General features: G+C 73.3%; 16 protein-coding genes. 9 read left to right on the top strand and 7 right to left on the bottom strand.

Features of this window, described 5'->3' with window-relative positions; genetic code table 11:
• Nucleotides 1–64: 64 nt before the first annotated feature.
• A complete protein-coding gene (locus AC068A_RS01295) occupies nt 65–769 on the top strand; it encodes a DsbA family protein (RefSeq protein ID WP_478579021.1) in 705 nt (234 codons plus the stop codon).
• Between the two features lie 29 nt (nt 770–798).
• On the opposite strand, the gene AC068A_RS01290 is transcribed toward AC068A_RS01295, so the two are convergent.
• From AC068A_RS01290 to AC068A_RS01280, 3 genes are all read right to left on the bottom strand, one after another.
• The gene (locus AC068A_RS01290) at nt 799–1,116 is read right to left on the bottom strand and encodes a PRC-barrel domain containing protein (RefSeq protein ID WP_478579019.1); all 318 of its coding nucleotides are present in this window, start codon (nt 1,114–1,116) and stop codon (nt 799–801) included.
• Between the two features lie 193 nt (nt 1,117–1,309).
• Nucleotides 1,310–2,470, bottom strand: a complete 1,161-nt coding sequence (locus tag AC068A_RS01285; RefSeq protein ID WP_478579016.1) for an alkaline phosphatase PhoX — start codon at nt 2,468–2,470, stop codon at nt 1,310–1,312.
• A gap of 289 nt (nt 2,471–2,759) precedes the next feature.
• Entirely contained in the window at nt 2,760–3,440 is a 681-nt protein-coding gene (locus AC068A_RS01280) for a M15 family metallopeptidase (protein ID WP_478579013.1), read from the bottom strand.
• Nucleotides 3,441–3,654: 214 nt separating this feature from the next.
• On the opposite strand from AC068A_RS01280, the gene AC068A_RS01275 reads away from it, so the two are divergent.
• Nucleotides 3,655–4,932: an Nramp family divalent metal transporter gene (locus AC068A_RS01275; protein WP_478579010.1), complete on the top strand. Its 1,278-nt coding sequence runs from the start codon at nt 3,655–3,657 to the stop codon at nt 4,930–4,932.
• Nucleotides 4,933–5,219: 287 nt separating this feature from the next.
• On the opposite strand, the gene AC068A_RS01270 is transcribed toward AC068A_RS01275, so the two are convergent.
• Entirely contained in the window at nt 5,220–5,630 is a 411-nt protein-coding gene (locus tag AC068A_RS01270) for a hypothetical protein (RefSeq protein WP_478579007.1), read from the bottom strand.
• 532 nt (nt 5,631–6,162) lie between these two features.
• On the opposite strand from AC068A_RS01270, the gene AC068A_RS01265 reads away from it, so the two are divergent.
• From AC068A_RS01265 to AC068A_RS01245, 5 genes are all read left to right on the top strand, one after another.
• Nucleotides 6,163–7,098 carry a terpene synthase family protein gene (locus tag AC068A_RS01265; protein WP_478579004.1) on the top strand — a complete coding sequence of 312 codons (936 nt, stop codon included), beginning with the start codon at nt 6,163–6,165 and terminating at the stop codon, nt 7,096–7,098.
• Between the two features lie 14 nt (nt 7,099–7,112).
• Entirely contained in the window at nt 7,113–8,468 is a 1,356-nt protein-coding gene (locus AC068A_RS01260; protein WP_478579001.1) for a cytochrome P450, read from the top strand.
• Nucleotides 8,469–8,710: 242 nt separating this feature from the next.
• On the top strand, nt 8,711–11,605 hold the full coding sequence (locus tag AC068A_RS01255) for an ATP-binding protein (RefSeq protein ID WP_478578998.1): 2,895 nt from the start codon (nt 8,711–8,713) through the stop codon (nt 11,603–11,605).
• Nucleotides 11,606–11,826: 221 nt separating this feature from the next.
• On the top strand, nt 11,827–12,138 hold the full coding sequence (locus AC068A_RS01250) for a hypothetical protein (protein ID WP_478578996.1): 312 nt from the start codon (nt 11,827–11,829) through the stop codon (nt 12,136–12,138).
• Between the two features lie 82 nt (nt 12,139–12,220).
• Complete coding sequence (locus AC068A_RS01245) at nt 12,221–13,579, top strand: hypothetical protein (protein WP_478578993.1); 1,359 nt, start codon at nt 12,221–12,223, stop codon at nt 13,577–13,579.
• 63 nt (nt 13,580–13,642) lie between these two features.
• Here AC068A_RS01245 and AC068A_RS01240 read toward each other — a convergent pair whose 3' ends face one another.
• Together AC068A_RS01240 and AC068A_RS01235 are read right to left on the bottom strand one after the other, a co-directional pair.
• Nucleotides 13,643–13,840: a hypothetical protein gene (locus AC068A_RS01240; RefSeq protein WP_385422656.1), complete on the bottom strand. Its 198-nt coding sequence runs from the start codon at nt 13,838–13,840 to the stop codon at nt 13,643–13,645.
• 119 nt (nt 13,841–13,959) lie between these two features.
• Nucleotides 13,960–16,782: a helix-turn-helix transcriptional regulator gene (locus AC068A_RS01235; RefSeq protein ID WP_478578989.1), complete on the bottom strand. Its 2,823-nt coding sequence runs from the start codon at nt 16,780–16,782 to the stop codon at nt 13,960–13,962.
• 340 nt (nt 16,783–17,122) lie between these two features.
• Between AC068A_RS01235 and AC068A_RS01230 the strand changes: the two genes are divergently transcribed.
• Together AC068A_RS01230 and AC068A_RS01225 are read left to right on the top strand one after the other, a co-directional pair.
• Nucleotides 17,123–18,103, top strand: coding sequence for an ion transporter (locus AC068A_RS01230; protein WP_478578986.1), 981 nt, complete (start codon nt 17,123–17,125; stop codon nt 18,101–18,103).
• A 109-nt stretch (nt 18,104–18,212) separates the two neighbouring features.
• The gene (locus tag AC068A_RS01225; protein ID WP_478578984.1) at nt 18,213–18,536 is read left to right on the top strand and encodes a DUF5825 family protein; all 324 of its coding nucleotides are present in this window, start codon (nt 18,213–18,215) and stop codon (nt 18,534–18,536) included.
• A gap of 4 nt (nt 18,537–18,540) precedes the next feature.
• On the opposite strand, the gene AC068A_RS01220 is transcribed toward AC068A_RS01225, so the two are convergent.
• The gene (locus tag AC068A_RS01220; protein WP_478578981.1) at nt 18,541–19,416 is read right to left on the bottom strand and encodes a helix-turn-helix transcriptional regulator; all 876 of its coding nucleotides are present in this window, start codon (nt 19,414–19,416) and stop codon (nt 18,541–18,543) included.
• Nucleotides 19,417–19,443 lie beyond the last annotated feature (27 nt).

Here is a 19,443-nt window from a genome sequence, read left to right as displayed (position 1 = left end):
GGGGGCCGGGGGGCCGGGCCGGGATGCGTACGCTCACCTCTCCACACCAGGGGAGGAGACATACATGCAGGTCAAGTCCAGACGACAGGTGCTCGCAGCGATCGGGGCGGCCGCGCTGGCGCCGGCGACTGCCGGATGCCTGCCGCTGGGAGGGTTGGACAGGGGCGAGCGCGGTACCGGGCCCATCGGGCCCGTGGCGCAGGCACTGGGCTCGGACGGAACCACCATCGTGGTCGGTGACCCGTCGGCGAAGCTCACCGTCAAGCTCTTCGAGGACCCGAGCTGCCCCGCCTGCGCCGAGTTCGAGATCACCGGCACCGGCCCCCGCCTGCTCCGGATGGCAGCAGCGGGCGAGCTCCAGCTCCAGTTCGCGCTGGGCTCGTTCCTCGGCCCCGGGTCCAAGCGGGCCGTCAACGCCCTGCGGGCGGCGCTGGACAAGGGCAAGTTCGTCGACCTGCACCAGGCGGTCTACGACGGCCAGGCGTCGGCCAAACGGCGCGGCGGCTTCAGCACCAACGGCCTGCTCGGCCTGGCCGCCACGATCGAGGAACTGCGCGACGCCGCCTTCGACGACGCCGTGCGCACCGCACGGCACCGAGAGTTCGTCGAGGCCGCCGACCAGGCCCTCGGCAAGTCCTGGGTCCGCGGGACCCCCGCGATGGAGGTCAACGGGTGGCCCGTGGGGGAGGGCGACCGCGATGTCATGGACGACGGGGCCGCCCTCCGCAGGTACCTGAAATCGGCCGCCAAGCGCCCGCCGCGCCGCTGAGCGTCGGCGCGGGGGCGCGGGGTGCGGGGTCAGGTGTGGCTGTTCTTCGCGTAGTAGTGCTCGATGATCTGGATGGCCGCCATGTCGTCGTTGTGCTGGCCGTGCTCGAACTCGGGCGCGTCCTTGACCTCGGCCCGCGTGGCGGACAGGTGGACCGTCTTGTTCTCCTCGTCCACCCGGGTGACGACCGAGGCCGGCACCAGGACATGCCGTCCGAAGATCCACGGGCCCGTGTCCACGACCATGTACTGCCGCCCGACGTACTCGCTGTGCCGGTCGATCCTGCCGATGGTCCCGTCGGAGGCCTCGACCTTGTAGCCGATGAGGTCGGCCATGTCAGCGGCCATACGTCCTCACCTCTCCTTTGGGCTTCGCACGCGTCTACCCCGCCCGGCCGAGGGCATGCACCGTCCGGCCCGGGCGGCTGTCACACAGTTGCTCTGCCCGCTGGACACGGCTCCACACAGGGAGGCGGCGGGCGCGGCCCCACCGGGGTGTCCGGCAGGGCCGCGCCGTGGAGTGCGGGAGGAGGAGGCGGTGTCAGGTGCGGAAGGGGCCGGCCACCTCGTAGGTGATGCCGCCGGAGGAGCTGCCGCTGGTGCCGCGCTGGCTGGAGAAGTACAGCCGGTTGCCGGCGGGCGAGAAGGCGGGCCCGGTGATCTCTGACGACGACTGTCCGGTGATCCGCAAGAACGGGGCGACGACGTCGTCCGGGGTGATCACGCAGATTTCCATGTTGCCGCCGTCCTCGGCGACGTACAGGTCGCCGAACGAGGACCCGGTGACGTTGTCGACGCCGGTGAGCGGGGCGCTGCCGCCGACCACGAGCGAGTCGTCGTAGGCCAGCTCGTAGGTGTTGTCGGCGAGGTTGAGCTGCCAGACGCGGTTGTCGCCCTTGGTGGTGAACCAGACCGTGTCGTTGGCGTAGTGGCAGCCCTCGCCGCCGTTGAAGCGCTTCGCCCCGGACACCTGGTTGCGGGTGGTGGTGGGCGAGCCGTCCGGGTCCGGCACGTTCTGCCAGCCGAAGGACCCCGAGGTGCCGGAGCCGGCGACCAGGACCTGGAGGGTGCCGGAGGAGAGGTTGCCCCAGGTGGTGGGGAGGAAGCGGTAGAAGCAGCCGTCCGACTCGTCCTCCGTCAGGTAGACCGCCTGCCGGACCGGGTCGGCCGCGGCCGCCTCGTGCTTGAACCGGCCCATCGCGGGCCGCCGGACGGCCGCGTTCACGCCCCACGGGTCGGTTTCGTAGACGTAGCCGAGGCTGACCTCCTCGCAGGAGAGCCAGGTGTTCCACGGTGTCTTGCCGCCCGCGCAGTTCTGGCGGGTGTTGGAGAGGATCCGGTACGCGGAGGTGATGGCGCCCGACGAGTTGAAGCGGACCGCGCTCGCCCCGCCGGACGGGTTGATCTCCGAGTTGGACACGTAGATCCAGCCCGTGCCGTCGGCGTAGCACGCGCCGCCGTCGGGGGCATTGTGCCATGTGTAGGAGGTGCCGGAGACGGTCTGGCCGGAGCGGGCGATGACCCGGCTGGTGAAGCCGCTGGGCAGCATGATTCCGTTCGCGTCGGCCGGGCCGAGCGCTCCGTACGGGCCGGGCCCCGGCTGGGCGGGGGCGGCGTAGGCGGCGCCGCGCATGAGCGTGCCGCCGAAGGCGGCGGCGGAGGTGCCGACAACAGCGCCGCGCAGGAAGGTACGACGTTCCACGGTCACTCCTCGAAGAGGGGGAGAACGGGGGGGTAGCGGGGGGAGCGCTGAGGAAGTTAGAGGCTGGGTGTGGCGTCCCTGCCAACGCCGGGTGTCGCGGGGACGGCCGCTGCCGGACCCCGAGGCGATCGGGAGGGCGGCGAGAGGGTACCGCCGGACCCTTGAGGTGTCCCGCCCCGCGTCCCAGGAAATCGATGGCCGGGGAAGGGGATCGGGCGCGCAAGATCCTGGCCCCGGTGACCGGTTCCGACGGCGGCAGCGGCGCCGACTGGAAGACATACATGGCCGCTTAGCCGCCGGTCGCCGAGAAGTGCTGGTAGTCGGGGTTGGACCAGCGGCCGCCCCAGCGCCAGCCGACCTCCTCGAAGGCCCGGGTGACGGCGTCGCCGGGGCGGATCACGCCCGGCGCGGTGCGGTCGCGACGGAGGTAGGGCCGGCCGGCGGGCGGGTGGGCGGTGCCGTTCCGGTCCACGTACGGGTTCTCCACGGTGTTGATGTCGACGGCGTCCCCGTAGGCGTGCCGGGAGAGCCGGGAGGCGTCCCCGGTGACCCGGCGGCAGTTGAATGCGGAGGTGTTGTCGTCGGCCATCGACTTCGCGTCGTCGCCGCCGTACGCCGAGACGGGCCGCATCCGGCGGATCGGGAACCGGGCCCGGAAGGCCTTGCCGAAGACGTACAGCAGCGGGCGGACCACGCGTTCGTGGACGACGAGTTCCCCCCGGTGCACCTTGCCGTCGAAGCCCCAGTGGTTCATCCGGACCAGCCGCAACCGGTCGGGGCCGACCGGGCAGCCGGGGCGGTACGTGGCCGCGAGCGCGGCCTGCGGGACCCCCGTCACGTGGGCGGCCAGGTCCCGGGCCGGGGCCTCCACGGGCAGAGCGGGCGGCGGGAGCGACGCCGTCCGCGTACAGGACGGGGTGGTGGCACCGAGCACGACGACCACGGCGACGGCGAGGGGGGCGATGCGCACCGGCCCACGGTAGACGGGCCGGGCCCGCCGCCCCGCACGCCACGCGGACCGCACGGGCCGGGCGGGCGGCGTCCTCCGCTCCTCCCGGGCCCCGCGGAGGTCGGCGAGCGGTGCGCGGGCAGTGCTCCGGCGGGGGAGGTCCTCTTGCGTGAGAGCCGCCGAGCCGCTTTGGTGATCCGGATCACCGACAGGGCGAACGGGAAGGCGGCCACGGATGGCGGACACCACCCAGACCGGCACCGGAGCGGGCGAGAACCAGACGCCACGCAAACCGAGTTGGCGGTCCGTCGGTCCGGGGTTGGTGGTCGCGGCGACCGGCGTCGGCGCCGGAGACCTCGTCGCCACCCTCATCGCGGGCAGCAAGTTCGGCTACACCCTGCTGTGGGCGGCGGTCATCGGCTGCCTGGTCAAGATTTCCCTCGCCGAGGCCGTCGGCCGCTGGCACCTCGCCACCGGCCGCACCCTCTTCGACGGCTGGCGCAGCCTCGGTTCCTGGACCAGCGTCTACTTCGCCGGGTACGTCGTCGTCTGGGGGTTCGTCTACGGCGCCGCCGCGATGTCCTCGAGCGCGCTCCCGCTGGCCGCGCTGTTCCCGGGCGTGCTGGACCTGAAGGTGTGGGCGGTGCTGTGTGGCCTGTCCGGGCTGGTGTTCGTGTGGTTCAACCGGTACGCCGTCTTCGAGAAGGTCATGACGGGCCTCGTCGGCGTGATGTTCGCGGTGACCGTCTACCTCGCGATCCGGGTCACGCCCCACCTCGGCTCGGCACTCGCCGGCCTCGTGCCGGTCCTGCCCGACGGTTCGCTGTTCTACACGCTCGGTCTGATCGGCGGCGTGGGCGGCACGATCACGCTCGCCGCGTACGGCTACTGGGTCAACGCCAAGGGCTGGACGGGCACCGGATGGATGGGGGTGATGCGGCTCGACAACCGGATCGCCTACCTCACCACCGGCGTCTTCGTGGTCGCCATGCTGTTCGTCGGGGCCGAGCTGCTGTACTCGTCCGGCGTGGCGCTGGCCAAGGGCGACAAGGGGCTGCTCGACCTGAGCGGCGTCCTGGAGGACCGCTACGGGGCGGCGACCGCCAAGCTGTTCCTCGTCGGCTTCTTCGCCACGTCCTACACCTCGCTGATCGGTGTCTGGCACGGCGTCAGCCTGATGTTCGCCGACTTCGTCGCCAAGTACCGGCCGTCCCTCGTCGCCGCGGGGACGAGCCCCGAGCGGTCGCTGCCCTTCCGCGCGTACCTGCTCTGGCTCACCTTCCCGCCCATCAGCCTGCTCTTCCTGGACCAGCCCTTCGGGCTCGTCGTCGTGTACGGGGTGATCGGCGCGCTCTTCATGCCGTTCCTGGCCCTGACCCTGCTGCGGCTGCTCAACTCCGCGCGCACGCCCGCCGCCTGGCGCAACGGGCCGCTGAGCAACGCGATGCTGGGGGCCGCCGGGCTGCTGTTCGTGGTGCTGTGCGTACAGCAGCTGCGCGACCTGACCGGGTAACGCCCCGGACGCCCCGGACGCCCCGGGGATTCCGGAACTTCCGTCTCCGGAACTGCCGCCTCCGGGACGGGAGTCCGCAAAGCCCCGTGCGTCCGCCGGGACTGCCGCGCGGGGTCAGACGATGCCGGGGATCCGCCGGGCCTCGAACGCGTCGCGCACGGCGTTCGCGGCGCCCGTGCCGTACTTGCCGACCCGGTCTGCGTACACCTTGCCGCGGTCGGTGCGCCGCAGGGAGTGCGGGGCGGCGGCGTACGTGACCGCGCTCCCCCGCCCGCCGCGGGCGGCGGTCAGGGGGAGGCCGGGTGGCCGGCGCGCAGGATGCCCTCGAGTTCCGCCCGGATCCACATCCGCTCGACGTCGTCGTGTCGCGGGACGGTGTCCTCGACGACCGCCCAGCCCGTGTCGCCCTCGGGGGCGGCGAGTTCGACCAGGTGGTGGTCGAGCCGCCCCGTGATCATCACCGCGAGCAGGGAGACGTACTCGCGTTGCAGGTCGGGGGTCAGCTCGCTGCCGCCGGGCACTTCGAGTACGGCCTGGTGGTGGCCCTCCCCCAGCAGGGCGCAGGTGGTCTGGACGGTGCGGATGAGCACGTCGAACCGCTCCCCGCTCAAACGGGCCCGCACTCCTTCCAGATAGGAGCCCAGGACTTCGGCCTCGGGGCCGCCGTCATCCGGTTCCGCCGGACGATTCTCGACCACGTTCCCCACCCCTCCCGGACGGCCGTGTCCACCCGCAGTCTAGGCAGAACCCCCTGTCTCCAAGGCGCTCTTCGGGCACTTGCCCGCTCTCCCGCAGCATCCCGGCCAACCGGCACCGGCGGTGCGCACCCGCACTGGCAGCCGTCGGCGACTATGCCATCCGCATATTCTGTACGAATAGACAGCACAGATTTTCGGGATCAATTCACCCTCCCCCGCTGTCCCACATTGACAGCGCTGTACCCCCTGAGGGTTAATTGCTTTGCAGATGACCGGATCCGTTCGACATACGACCGATTCCTCCCCACAAACATCACACATCCCCATGAAAATTCCGTCGCAAATGGGGAACACTCCAGGTCGCAGCGCTCATGTTCCACAGTGGGCGCATACTGACAGACGAGACTTCTTCACGGGGGGGGACCAAATGTTCGGGCTCACCGGTTTAACTGTTCCGGATTTTCATCTGCCTTTCGGGAACACGAAGCACCCGCATGCCGCGCACGCCAATGCGGAGGCCACGTCCTGGGCGGTGCGTCACGAACTCGTCACCGATGCCGTGGACCAGTTTGCGGGCATCGGATTCGGCCACCTCGCGGGCCGGGTGAGCGGCGAGGTGCCGTACGAGACGATCGTCCTGCTCGCCAAGTGGATGGCCTGGTCCTTCGTCCTGGACGACCAGCACGACCACCTCATCAGGAACGGCCGGCTGGCCGACTGGCAGCCCGTCGTCGGCGCCATCACCGAGTACCTGGGGACGGGGCGGGTCAACAGCGCACCGGCGCACGGGAATCCGCTCGTGCGCGGGTTCACCGAGCTGTACGACCGGATCCTGGCCGGGCTGTCCGAGCCGACGGCAGCCCGCTTCCGGTCCCATTTCCGGCTCGTGCTGCGCTCGTTGGACCGGGAGGCGGGCAACAGGCGGGCCGGCAGCCGCCCGACGGTCGAGGAACACGTCCTCCTGCGCCGGCACAGCACCCAACTGCTGCCCATGATGGACATGGTGGAGGCCGGACTGGGCATCGACCTGCCGCAGCGGATCCACGACCTCCCCGAGTTCCGGGAGGTCGTCGCGAGCGCCTTGGACGTCATCGGCTGGGAGAACGACGTGTTCTCGCTGCCCAAGGAGCACTCCTGCGGGGACAACAACAACCTCGTCTCCCTCATCGCCGCCTGGGAGCGGTGCTCGCTCGCCGACGCGCTGCGGGCGGTGGAGGACCGCATCCACGACCGCATCGACGAGTACCTCGACTGCAAACAGCGCCTCCTCCGGGTCCTGGACGCCGGGGACGGGACCGGGGACCCGGCCCTGCGCACGGCGGTCTCCCGGTGCGTGCGCAGTTATGAAGACTGGATGATCGGCGCGGATCTGTGGCAGCGTTACGAGTGCACGCGGTACAGCGACGAACGGTTCGCGGCCGGGCTGGAGTCTGCGTACACCCGCCCGGACCTGGTATCGGTGGCATGACAGGGGGTCCGCCCATGGCACACGTGGAACAAGGGGGCCCCGCGGCCGGCGCCCCCGTGGCCCCGGGGCGGTTACCGCTCCTCGGCCACGCCCTGCAACTGTGGCGGCGGCCGATCGCCTTCCTGGAGTCACTGCGGGACCACGGCGAGGTCGTCCGGATCGACATCGGCACCTGGCCCGTCCACGTCCTGACGACCCCTGAGCACGTCCACTCCGTACTGGTCCAGCAGGCACAGCGGTTCGGCCGCGGGCGGATCTTCGACAGGCTCCGCCCCGTCTTCGGCAACGGGATCGCGACGACCGACGGCGACTTCCACCGCGCGCAGCGGCGGATGATGCAGCCGGCGTTCCACCGGAACCACATCACCGAGTACGCCGAGGCGATGTGCCGGCAGGCCGAGGCGATGTCCGCGTCGTGGACGGACGGACGCGAGGTCTCGATCGTCACCGAGACCCGCCGCTACGCGATGTCCTCGGTCGCCGAGATGATCTTCTCGGGGGAGCTGAGCCGCCCCGCCGTCGCGGAGGTGCAACGCTCCCTGCCGGTCGTCCTGGAGGGCATGCTGCTGCGCGCGGTCATGCCCAAGTCCCTGGACCGGCTGCCGATTCCGCTCAACCGCCGGTTCGACACGGCCGCCGAGCGCCTCCGCGGGATCATCGACGAGGTGATCGCCCAGTACCGGGCCCAGGACGCGGAGGGCCGCCACGACCTGCTCTCGCTGCTGCTGTCGAGCAGGGACCCCGAGACGGGCCGGACGATGGACCCCGAGCAGGTACGGGACGAGGTGATCGCCATCATGCTCGCCGGCACGGAGACCAGCGCGACCACCCTGGCCTGGATGTTCCACGAGATCGGCCGCCACCCGCAGGTCGAGGAGCGCCTGCACGCCGAGGTCGACGCGGTGGTGGGCACCCGCCCCGTCCGCCCCTCGGACCTGTCCGGGCTGACGTACACGCAACACGTCTTCCAGGAGGCGCTGCGGCTGCACTCGCCGCTGCTCTTCACCCGGCGCGCCCTGGCCCCGCTCACCCTCGGCGGCGTGTCCGTCCCCGAAGGGGCCGAGCTGGCCTACAGCCCGTACTCGCTGCACCGGGACCCCGCGCTGTTCCGCGACCCCGGGGTCTTCGATCCGGACCGCTGGGCGCGGGACGGGGGCGAACGCCCGCGCGCCCACCGGTACATCCCGTTCGGGGCCGGCCAGCACAAGTGCATCGGGGACTCGTTCGCGGTGGCGGAGATCCTCACCGTGGTGGCGAGCGTGGTCTCCCGGTGGCACCTCCGGCCCGCCCCGGGGGTCGCCGTGCGCGAGGTTCCCGCCGGGATCCCCCAGCCGAGCGAACTCCCCATGATCCCGGTCGCGCGCCGCTGACCGTCCGACCCACTCGTACCGTCCGCGCCGGACCACCGGCGCGGTCCGATCGTCCGCGTTCTCCCGCCGATCGCTTCCCGCCATTTCTCGATCAATGCACCGCGAGAAGGTGCGCGGAGGGTACAGCATGCACTCGCACGGGTGGCGGGATACGGAGAATACAAGGTGAATCGGCAACGTCTCGTCCCCAGAGCCATACACTCGGCCGCACGCGCAGGAGGGGGCAGGAAATGTCGTATGCCATGGAACCCAGAGGAGGGGCGGCCGAGCCCCTGCTCGAGCGGGAGTCCGAAATGCTGGCGATCCGACGCGCAGTGGACGATCTGCGCGGCGGATCCGACCAGGTCCCGGGTGCGGCCCCCCGCCGTGGAGGCGTGCTGACCTTCGCGGGGTCGGCCGGCATCGGCAAGACCACGCTGCTCGGCGCGGCCCGCCGGTACGCCGTGGGCCAGGGCTGCACCGTGCTGTTCGCACGCGGCGGCGAACAGGAGCGGCAGGTGCCGTTCCACGTGATGCGACAGCTCATCCAGCCGGCTTTCGCCGCCATGGCCGAGGACGAGCGGCGTGCCGCCCTCGGCAACTGGCGCACCATCGTCGCCCCGGCGCTCGGCCTGACCGCGGCCCGGAAGGGTGCGACGGCGCCGGATCCGCAGGGTGTTCGCGACGGCCTGGACTGGGTCGTCACCCAGCTGACGGTGCGCAGCGCGCCGGTCGTCCTCATCCTCGACGACGCGCACTGGGCGGACGCGGAATCGCTCGCGTGGCTGACGGCGTTCGCGGCGCGCGCCGAGGAACTGGCCATGCTGATCATGGTGGCCTGCCGTCCGGACGAGATCCCCACCGATGCCGGCGGCCTGCGCAACCTGATGGGGCGGCGTGGGACCCGGCCGCACGACCTGGCTCCGCTCACCACGGGCGCGGTCACGCAGATCGTCCGCGACGCCCTCGGGTCGAGCGCCGACGACGTGTTCTGCCGCGAGTGCTGGGCCATCACCGGCGGCAATCCCTTCGAGGTCGTCGAGTTGGCGATGAAGGGCCGCGACCGCGGGCTGAAGCCGCACCAGGACAACATCGCGCAGCTGCGCGACCTGGCCTCCGCCGTCAAGGGCAGCGGTCTCATCGAACGCCTGGAGCAGCTCGGGACGTCGACCGTCCGGTTCGCCTGGGCCGCCGCGGTGGTGGGTACCGCGGTCCCGACCGGCATCGTCGGCCGTGTCGCAGCGCTGGGCGAGGCGCAGGCCGCCGATGCCATCGAGCAGCTGCGCGCCGCCCGTATCCTGACCGTCCTGACCGGCCTGCGGAGCAAGGAGGTCGTGGAGTTCTTCCACCCCCTCATCGCCACCGCCGTCTACCGGTCGATCCCGCCCGGCGTGCGTGTCGCCATGCACGGCGTGGCCGCACAGGCCCTGATCGACGACGGGCACGGCACGTCCGCCGCCGCGCGCCATCTGCTGGAGATGCACCCCGAGGGCGACCCGTGGGTGGTGCAGCAGCTGCGGCAGGCCGCGCGCGACAGCTTCTCCGCCGGGGCGCCCGACGCGGCGCGCCGCTATCTCGCCCGTGCGCTGCGTGAACCGCCCGAGGCCGAGGACCGGGCCGAGGTGCTGTTCGAACTCGGCTCGGCGAACCTCCTGCACGACCCCGTGACGACCATCAACCAGCTCCGAACGGCACTGGAGGAGCCGCAGATCGCCCAGGGCCTCCGGGAGTCGATCACGTACCGGCTCGCGCAGGCGCTGGCGCACACGGGTCAGCTGGCCGAGGCGTCCGGGCTGCTGGCCGACGAGGCCCAGCGTGCCACGAGTTCCCGCACCCGGCTGCGCATGCAGGCCGAGCAGTTCAAGTGGAACGCGGTCCGGGTCGACGAGGAGAACTCGCCCGCCAGGTCGCGGCTCCTCGCCCAGTTCGCCAAGCGGCTGGTCGGCCGCGGCTTGGCCGAGCGGCACATCCTGGGGCTGCGCGCCTGGGACGCCGCGATGCGCGGGGAGCCCGTCGCCACCTCCCTCGACTTCGCGGAGCAGGCGCTCGACGGGGGCATGAGCTGGACCGACCAGGACTTCGGCTTCGAGGTGCCGGCCGTCATCGCGGTCACCCTCATGTACTGCGACCAGCCGGGCCGCGCCGAGGAGTTGTTCAACCAGGGCATCGTCGAGTTCGAGTCGAAGGGGTGGCGCGGCGCGCACCTGTCGTTCGTGTACACCCTGCTCGGGTACGTCCGCTACCGGCGCGGGCGGTTCGCCGAGGCCGAGGACTTCGTGCGCAGCGGCCTGGAGATCGCCAACCGCATCGGGCACGACATCCCGGCGCAGTGGTACGCCATCGGCACCCTCATCGAGACGCTGCTCGCCCGCGGCCACCTCGCCCAGGCCGAGAAGGTCGCCCGCACCTACCGGCTGGCGGAGGGGTTCCCCCGCGCCATCGTCTATCCCGACCCGCAGGCCGTGTGGGGCAGGCTCCTGCTGGCGCAGGGCCGGTTCGAGGAGGCCGAGCAGCAGCTGGCCGCCGCGGGCAGGCGCTTCGATCTGCGCGGTACGCGGAACCCCTCGTGGAGTCCCTGGCAGCTCGACCTGGCCCTGGCGCAGGCGACGTACAACCCGGAGCTGGCTCGGGCCACGGCGGCCGAGGCCGTGGCCCGCGCCCGCGTGTTCGGCGCGCCCAGTGTGATCGGCCAGGCGCTGCGCGTCGCGGCGGCGACCACGGACCCGGTGCAGGCGACCGTCCTGCTGCAGGAGGCGGTCTCCCACCTGGAACAGTCCCCGGCCGCCTACGAGTTCGCGCACGCGCTCATCGACCACGGCACGGCCCTGCAGACCCTCGGCGATCCGCACCGGGCGGCCCAGCAGCTCTACCGGGGCATGGAGAGTGCGGTCGCGTGCGGTGCGGAGGACCTCGCCCAGCGGGCCCGCACCCAGCTCGCATCGGCCGGTATGCGCCCGCGCCGGCTGCACACCTCCGAGCAGGACACGCTGACGGTCGCGGAGAACGCGGCGGCCCGGCATGCCGCCCTCGGCCTCGACAACGCGGCCATCGCCAAGGAGCTGCGCATCGAGGGCCCGGCGGTCCCGGAGCTGCTGTCCGCGGTCTTCACCAAGCTGGGCACGGACCGGGTCGGGCTCCGTCGGGCACTCGGCATGTGACGGCCGCCCGGGAACACCGTCGAGCACCGTCGAACACCCCCGTCCCCCGTTCCGGGCGGGGGTGTTCGAGCGTCCCGGGCGGGAAGAACCCCCGTACGGCACGAGCGGCGGGGGCGGATGCCGCACGGACGAGGGCGGGACGGACCGGGGGAAGGCGGGGACGGGCAGCCGGGCCGACCCGAGGGCCCGAACGGCCTCGCGGACGCGGTCGGGTGCCTCGGGTGGATCCTCGCGATCACGGCGCTGATCGTGGGGGCGTCCGGCGGGCCCTGGCCGCCGGCGGTGGCGTCACCGCCGTCGCGGGCTCCCGGCTGCGCTGGCAGCGGATGGAGCGCTACGGCAGCCTCCAGGTCCCGGTCGCCCCGGACACGGCCGTGCCCAAGCCGCAGCCCGAGCCGGGGCCGGGGCCGGCGTACGCGTACGCGCCCGACGGCGGCTACGACACGGACCCCGCCCGGGGTCCGCACCCCTACCCGCACACCCCGCAGCGCCGCATCCGGCCCTCGGACGGGCCGGGCGGCACCCACCGCTGAACCCGGACGGACCACCAGGCGTGCCGAGCACTCCCGCCCGGGCGCCAATGGAGGCAGAGCGTCCATCTGCCCTGGAGCTGCCATGTCCTCTCCGAACGAACCGTCCGCTCCGGAACCGCCGCCCTCCGGGAGCGCGGCGCGCGAGGCGAACGGCGGGGCACGCGGATCGCCGGCGGGCCGCATGGTGCAGAGCGCGGTCTCGGCGGTCATCCTCGTCCTGACCTGCATCCTGGTGCCCGTCTCGGTGGTCACCGTGTGGGTGCACGACATCGTGCTCGACACCGACCGGTACGTGGCCACGATGGCCCCCCTCGCCAGGAACGAGGCCGTCCAGGACGCCGTGGTCCACCGGGCCACCGAGGCCGTCGCCGTCCGCGTGGACGCCCGGGCGGTCACCGACGACGTGGCCGACTGGCTGGAGTCGCAGGGCCTGCCGCCCCGGGCTGCCGACGCGGTACGGGCTCTGGCCCCGCAGGTGGACTCCGCCATCGACGAGGCGGTCGGCAAGGTGGCCACCCGCATCGTGGAGAGCGACCAGTTCGCCGACGTCTGGACGGGCGCGAACCGGGTCGCGCACACGGCCGTCGTGCACGCGCTCACCGGCCAGGGGCGCGGCGCGGTCGGCGTCTCCGACGGCACGGTCACCCTGGACATCGGCACGCTCGTGGAGCAGGTCAAGGACGCTCTCGTGAACGCCGGACTGTCCCCGGCGAGCAAGATCCCGGAAGTGAACAAGCAGATGGTGCTGTTCCACTCCGAGGAACTGGGCAAGATCCGCGACGCCGCCCACCTGCTGGACGTGCTCGGGAACTGGCTGCCCGTCATCACCGTGCTGCTCGGCGCGGGCGGGGTGCTGCTGGCCCGGCACCGGCGCCGCGCGCTCGCGTGGACGGCGCTGGGCGCGGCGTTCGGCTGCCTGCTCGTTGCCATCGGCCTGGTCATCGGCCGGCGCTACTACCTCGACCACCTGCCCGCACAGGTGCAGTCGCCGGCCGCAGCCGCGGCGATCTTCGACACGGTGGTGCGCTTCCTGCGGGTCAGCCTGCGCACCACGATCGCCCTGGGCATCGTCATCGCCCTCGGCGCCTATCTGATCGGCCCCGGCCGGCTGCCGCAGGCCGTACGGGCCGGCTCCGACCGCACCGCGGACTCCGCCGCGCTGTGGGCGGACCGGCACCGGATCCACACGGGCAGGGCCGGGACCTGGGTTGAGGCCCACCGCCGCTGGATCACCCTCGGCGCCATGCTGGTGGTGGTCCTGGTCTTCGCGCTCTGGAACCACCCGACGGTGCTGACCATCCTGCTGCTGGTACTCATCCTGCTCGTGCTGCTCGCCCTGATCGCGCTGCTCGCCGCGAGCGGCCGCGTGGGCACGGGCTCGGGCACGGGCGCGGGCGCGGGCGCGGAACGGCCGACCGGGCCGCCCCCGGACGGCGGATGAGCCGGCTCCGCCCGCATCACCCGGAGCGGGTGGCAGGGCGTTTCCGGTCGGGCGGGCTCCCGGTCACTCCGGGAGCCGGCGCATCTCCACCACGTGCAGGCCGAGGGCCTGGAAGCGGGCGAGCAGCCCGTACAGGTGGGCCTCGTCGGTGACGGGGCCGAACAGGACCGTCTCGTCGGTGATGACGAAGTTCTTCAGCTCGGGGAAGGCCCCGCTGAGCGTCTCCGACATCTGCCCGTCGATGCGGATCTCGTATCGCATGAGCGCACTCTTCTCCCTGCCGGGAAGGCTCGTTCCCTCCATGCTGGCCACGTCACGGCCCGCGGGCATCACCCGGTGGAGGTGAGCCGGCCCCGGCGCGCCGCGTGCGCGCGTCCGGGTCAGAGCAGCTCCAGCTCGCGGGCCCGCCGCACCGCTTCGCCGCGGCGGTTCGCGGAGAGCTTGCGGTAGATGCTCTTGAGGTGGGTCTTGACCGTGTTGACGGAGAGGCTCAGCTCGGCGGCGATCTCCTCGGTGGACAGCAGCCGCGCCGCGCAGGCGAGGACGTCGTGCTCGCGTTCGCTGAGCGGTTCGACCACGAGGACCGCCCCCGCCGCGGCGGGCTCCGCGGGACGGGATCCGGCTCCGGCCACGGCTCCGGCTCCGGCTCCGGCTCCGGTGAGCCCGGGCGCCAGCCAGTCGTGGCCGGGAACCGGGCGGGCGTGCAGGGCCCGGCGCAGCCAGGGTCCGGCGTCGAGGAAGGGCCGGCGCAGCCGGTCGGGGCGGGCCAGGCCGAGGGCGCGGACGACCAGGCGTCGTGCCGCCGTCGGGTCGCCGAGGCCGTCCGCGGCTCCGGCACGCGCCAGCAGTGCGCGTACGGTCACGGCGGGGCCGGCGGCCTTGCCGGTGGTGAGGGGGTCCAGGACTTCGATCGCCGGCCCGGTCTCGCCGCACGCGATCCAGGCGCGGGCCGCGGCGACGGCGTATTCCGGGGCGCAGGCAGCCCCGGCCGGTGCGCCGGCGGCCTCGGCGTCGGGCAGCGCCGCGGCGGTGAGGAACCCGGCCGGATCCCCGAGGGCTTCCAGCGCGGCCTTCGGGTCTCCGAGGGCCAGGTGCGCGGCCGATGCGGCCAGGGCGAGGTGGGCGTCCACCCAGGGGGAGCGCTCTCCTTCCGGCGGTTGGGCGACGGCTCCGGCCAGCCGCTCCAGGGCTGCCGACGGGTCTCCCCCGGCCAGCAGCAGGCGGGCGCCCAGGATCGCGAGACCGGCGGCGACGACGGGGTCGTGGCGGGCGCCGGCGGACGCCTCGGCCCGTTCCAGGGCGGCGCCCGCGGCCGCGAGGTCGTCCTGCTCGATGGCGACGGCGGCCGGCACCAGCTCGGCCGCCCCGCTGCAGTGGGCCGGCAGGAGGCCGTTCCGCGTCGCCTCGGCGGCCGCCTCGCTCGCCCGGGCCCCGGCCCGGCCGAGCCTCCCGTGCAGGAGGTCGATCAGGGCGAGCCGGGCCAGGGCCTCGTGCCGCGGGGACGCCAGATCCGGGCCTTCGGAGGCCTCGACGGCGGCGGACAGCGCCTCCGCCGCGGCATCGAGGTTCCCGGCCCACAGCCGCGCGGCCCCCAGGCCGGTCAGCAGCAGGGCGGACAGTTCGGGATGCTGTGCGAGGTGCTCGGACGGCACCCGCCGGGTCGTCTCGGCGGCGTCCGCCGCGGCCGCCTCGGCCATGGCCGGCGAGCCGAGCAGCCTGCCCGCCACCACGCGCAGGAACGCGCGGGTCAGCTGCAGCGCGGGCAGCTCCTGCGCGTTCTGCGGGTCGTGCGGGTCGTGCCGGCCGTGCGGGTCCCGCGCCGGCCGCGCCTCGGCCGCGCGCAGGCGGGCCAGGCCGCCGGTGACGTCGTACCGGGCGAAGTCGAGTGCGGCACGCACCAGTTCGGGGGCGGGACCCGGCGTACCGGGGGCCATCGCGGAGAAGACCTCGCCCAGCCGGTCCGCGTCGAGACCGGTGAACAGGCGGCCGATGGCGAGGCGGCCGACGAACTGCGAGGCGGCGAACTCCCAGTCGCCGGCCGCGGCGGCGTGCGGCAGGGCGCTCACGAGCTGCCCGGCATCGCAGAGCCAGCGGGCCGCCGTACGGTGCAGCTCCCGCTCCAGCCCGGGCTGCCCGGACCGCAGGTGGACCCGCAGGATCTCGGCGAACAGCGGATGGTGCCGGTACCAGGAGTGGCCGACGGCCGTGACGAAGGCGTTCGCCCGCTCCAGCGGGGCCAGGATGGCCGCGCCGTCCTCGCGGCCGGTCAGGGCGTTCGCCAGGTCGGGGTGGGTCTGCTCCAGGATGCTCGTGCGCAGCAGCAGGTCCTGGGTCTCGAAGGGCTGCGTGGCCAGCACCTCGCCGAGCAGGTAGTCGGCGATGGTGCTGCGGCCCGCCTCGAACTCCTTCAGGAAGCGGGCGGGGTCGTCGGTCTCGTGCATGGCCAGGGCGCACAGCCGCACCCCGGCGGCCCAGCCCTCCGTCCGCTCCGTCAGCAGCCGCGCCGCCTCGGCGCCGCCGTCCAGGCCGTGGCGGTCCAGGAGGGCGGCCGTCTCATCCCGGTTGAAGGCCAGGTCCGCGCCGCGGATGTCGGCCATCTCGTCGCCGGCGCGGTACCGGTGCAGGGGCAGCAGCGGCTCCGTACGGCTGATGAGGACCAGGTGCAGGGCGGGGCGGGAGTGCTGGAGGACGAACTCGACCTGTTCCGCGATCACCGGCGCGGAGACGCGGTCGAACTCGTCCAGGACCAGCAGGACCGGGTCGCGGAGCCCGCTCAGGTACGCGGCGAAGCGTACGAGCAGCGCGTGGTCGACCTCCTCGGCGCGGGCCGGGGTGCCCACGTCCTCGGGCAGGGACAGCCCGTGGTGGCGCAGTGCCTCCAGGACGTAGGCCCAGAACATGCCCGGGGCGTTGTCGTCGGCCTCGGTGGTCAGCCAGGCGACCGGCCACGGGAGGGGGTCCTGGGCGAGCCAGTCGGCGACCAGCAGGGTCTTGCCGGCGCCGGCCGGGCCGTTCACCAGGACCAGGGGGCGGCCGACCCCGTCGGCAAGCCGCTGCGTGAGGCGGGGCCTGCGGACGAAGGTGTGCGGGACGGAGGGGACCGCGAAGCGGGTGGGCAGGACCGGGACGCCGAAGGCCCGGGGGCCATGGGACTCCCGTGCTGCCGTGCGGGGGGTGGAGCGGGGGGCTCGTGTCTCACCCATGCCAATCACCAGGAGGACGGGGCGGCCGCGCGTGCGGATCCCTTTCGGCATGATCGTACGTCGCGCTCCGACGGGGCACCTTTCGGATCACCTGTGCCGGGTGATGCCCTGGAGCCGTACTTGCCGCGGACGCGCCGCGTACCGGAGGCGGACATCGTGGCTGCACGCGCGCTCCGAACCGGGCGACCGGTTAGGCCCGGTCACCCGATGGCGTGAGAAAGCGCGGATACGCCACTCATGCGGGTGATCTCGAGGGGGGCGGCGTCGTCCGGGGTGTCACGATCGCCGCCGGCTCCGTGTCACCGCGGCCACTGGCTGCCCGATCGTTCGAGGACCGGCCTTGACTGTCACCGCCCCTTCCGCCCCGCCCCGCATCCGCCTGGCGGTGCGCTGCCGGGCCGTCGTCGACTCTCCCGCCTTCGGGGCGGGCGTCCTCGCGCTGATCCTGTGCAATGCGGTACTGCTGGGCGCGGAGACCTACCGCGGTTTCGCCGCCGGTCACCGCGAGCTGCTGGCGGGCGCCGAGAACCTCTTCCTGACCCTGTTCGCGGTGGAGCTGGCGGTGCGCGCCGCCGCGTGTGCCGACCGGCCGAAAGCTTTCCTCCGGGACTCGTGGAACCTCTTCGACCTGGCCGTGCTGCTGGCCGCGTTCCTGCCGCTGATCCGGGAGAACACGAGCGTGCTGCGGCTGCTGCGGCTCAGCCGGGTGCTGCGCACCGCCCGGTTCCTGCCGCAGCTGCGGGTCCTGCTGATCGCGGTGGGGCGCGCCGTGCCGGGCACGCTCAGCTTCCTGTGTGTGGGCGCGCTCGTGGTGTACGTGTACGCGATGGTCGGCTGGATGTGCTTCGCCGACAGCGACCCGGTGCACTTCGGGTCGGTGGGCCGGGCCTGCCTCACGCTGTTCCTGCTGACCACCATGGACGGCTTCGCGGACGCGGTGCGGGCCGGGCTGGAGCTGTCGCGGCTGACGCTGCTGTACTACGCCTCGTACGTGCTGCTGGCGTCGTTCATCCTGGTCAACGTGTTGATCGGGGTGGTGCTGGGCTCTCTGGAAGAGGCCCGGGAGCAGGAGCGGAAGGCCCGGCTCGACCTCAAGCAGCGGGGTCGCCCCGAGCCGGACGGCCCCACGTCCGCCGAGCTGCGGGCCCGTCTGGCGGAGGCCCGGCGGGCCCTGGACGAGGTGGAGGCCGCGCTGGCCCGCACCCCGCACCCGGCCCGGGCCGACCGGCCCGACCGGCCCGACCGGCCCGACCGGCCCGACGGCACGGCCGCCGCGGTCCCGGCCGAGCTCCAGGCGGTGGCCGGGCGGCCGCCCGCCTGAGCGGCCGCGCGGTGCCGATGTCTCTGCGCGTACTTCTCTACACGGCGTGGTGTTCCGGCGGGCACGATCGGCTCATTCGACGAGGCCGCCCGAGTTTGGGGGAACGCACATGCGGACGCCCACCCTTCCCGCGGATCTGGCGGGAGGGCTGCTTCCCGGGCAGGTGCGTGTACCGGCGGGGCCCGGCTTCATCGAGGTCAGGGACCGGCGGTTCGGGGCGCTCGCCCTGTTCACGATCGACGAGCCGCATTTCCTCGACGCCGTCGGCGCCCTCCGCGACGGCGCCCTCCGCGACGGCGCCCCCGCCGACGGGGTTCCGCAGGACGTACGGGAGGACCTCGCCGAGGCCCGTCCGGTCGGCGAGCACGGCGGCCTTCAGTGGTGGCTCCCCCTGCCGGTGCACCGCTGGCCCTTCGGCTCGTTCGTCCTGTGAGGGCCTACCCGCCGGCGGTCGCGGTCCAGGAGAGCAGCATCCGCAGGGTGTCGTGGGAGGGGCTGCCCGGCTCGGCGGCGTACGTGATCAGCGCCTGGCCGGGGTCGTCGGCGGCGCGCAGGGTCTCGTAGCAGAGGACGAGGTCGCCGACGACCGGGTGCTGGTAGAGCTTCGTGCCGGAGGTCTTGTCCTGGACGGGGTGTTCGGCCCACCAGCGCCGGAAGTCCTCGCTGCGCTCGGACAGTTCCGCGACGAGCCGGGCGAGCCGGCGGTCGCCGGGCCTGCGGCCCGCCTCCAGCCGCAGGAAGGCGGCGTTCTCCCGGGCGCAGGACTCCCAGTCCCCGTACAGGCTGCGGGACGCCGGGTCGAGGAAGGTGATGCGGGCGATGTTGCGCTCGGCGGGGTCCAGGGCGCCGTAGTCCCCGAAGAGCGCGGCCGCCGCCCGGTTCCAGGCGAGGATGTCCATGCGTTCGCCCATCACGACGGCGGGCAGGTCGTGGAGTTCGTCCAGGAGCCGGCGCAGCATGGGGCGGACGCGCTGCGCCGCGGGGGCCCCGCCGTCCGGCGGCGGCGCGGGGCGGGCGGGCCGCGCGGGGCGGGCGAGACGGTGGAGGTGGCGGGTCTCGTCCTCGTCCAGGCGCAGCGCGCGGGCGAGTGCGTCGAGGACCGCTTCGGAGGGGTTCGGTACGCGGCCCTGTTCCATCCGGGTGTAGTAGTCGACGCTGACGCCGGCGAGCTGGGCGATCTCCTCGCGGCGCAGCCCGGCGACGCGGCGTACGCCGCCGAAGTCGGGCAGCGCCACGTCGCCGGGGTGCAGGAGGGCGCGGCGGGTGCGCAGGAAGTCGCCGAGGCCGCCGGTGGGGGTGGCTGTGGTGCTCATGCACACGATTCTCACCGGCGGCGCGGC

Source organism: Streptomyces sp. NPDC043854, from assembly GCF_056436005.1.
This window is presented reverse-complemented; position numbering and strand designations above follow the sequence as displayed.

Excerpts from the sequence above, each read along its gene's own strand:
- AC068A_RS01295 (WP_478579021.1), top strand. The coding sequence starts at position 65 with ATGCAGGTCAAGTCCAGACGACAGGTGCTCGCAGCGATCGGGGCGGCC.
- AC068A_RS01290 (WP_478579019.1), bottom strand. The coding sequence starts at position 1,116 with ATGGCCGCTGACATGGCCGACCTCATCGGCTACAAGGTCGAGGCCTCC.
- AC068A_RS01275 (WP_478579010.1), top strand. The coding sequence starts at position 3,655 with ATGGCGGACACCACCCAGACCGGCACCGGAGCGGGCGAGAACCAGACG.
- AC068A_RS01260 (WP_478579001.1), top strand. The coding sequence starts at position 7,113 with ATGGCACACGTGGAACAAGGGGGCCCCGCGGCCGGCGCCCCCGTGGCC.
- AC068A_RS01255 (WP_478578998.1), top strand. The coding sequence starts at position 8,711 with ATGGAACCCAGAGGAGGGGCGGCCGAGCCCCTGCTCGAGCGGGAGTCC.
- AC068A_RS01245 (WP_478578993.1), top strand. The coding sequence starts at position 12,221 with ATGTCCTCTCCGAACGAACCGTCCGCTCCGGAACCGCCGCCCTCCGGG.
- AC068A_RS01240 (WP_385422656.1), bottom strand. The coding sequence starts at position 13,840 with ATGCGATACGAGATCCGCATCGACGGGCAGATGTCGGAGACGCTCAGC.
- AC068A_RS01235 (WP_478578989.1), bottom strand. The coding sequence starts at position 16,782 with ATGGGTGAGACACGAGCCCCCCGCTCCACCCCCCGCACGGCAGCACGG.
- AC068A_RS01225 (WP_478578984.1), top strand. The coding sequence starts at position 18,213 with ATGCGGACGCCCACCCTTCCCGCGGATCTGGCGGGAGGGCTGCTTCCC.
- AC068A_RS01220 (WP_478578981.1), bottom strand. The coding sequence starts at position 19,416 with ATGAGCACCACAGCCACCCCCACCGGCGGCCTCGGCGACTTCCTGCGC.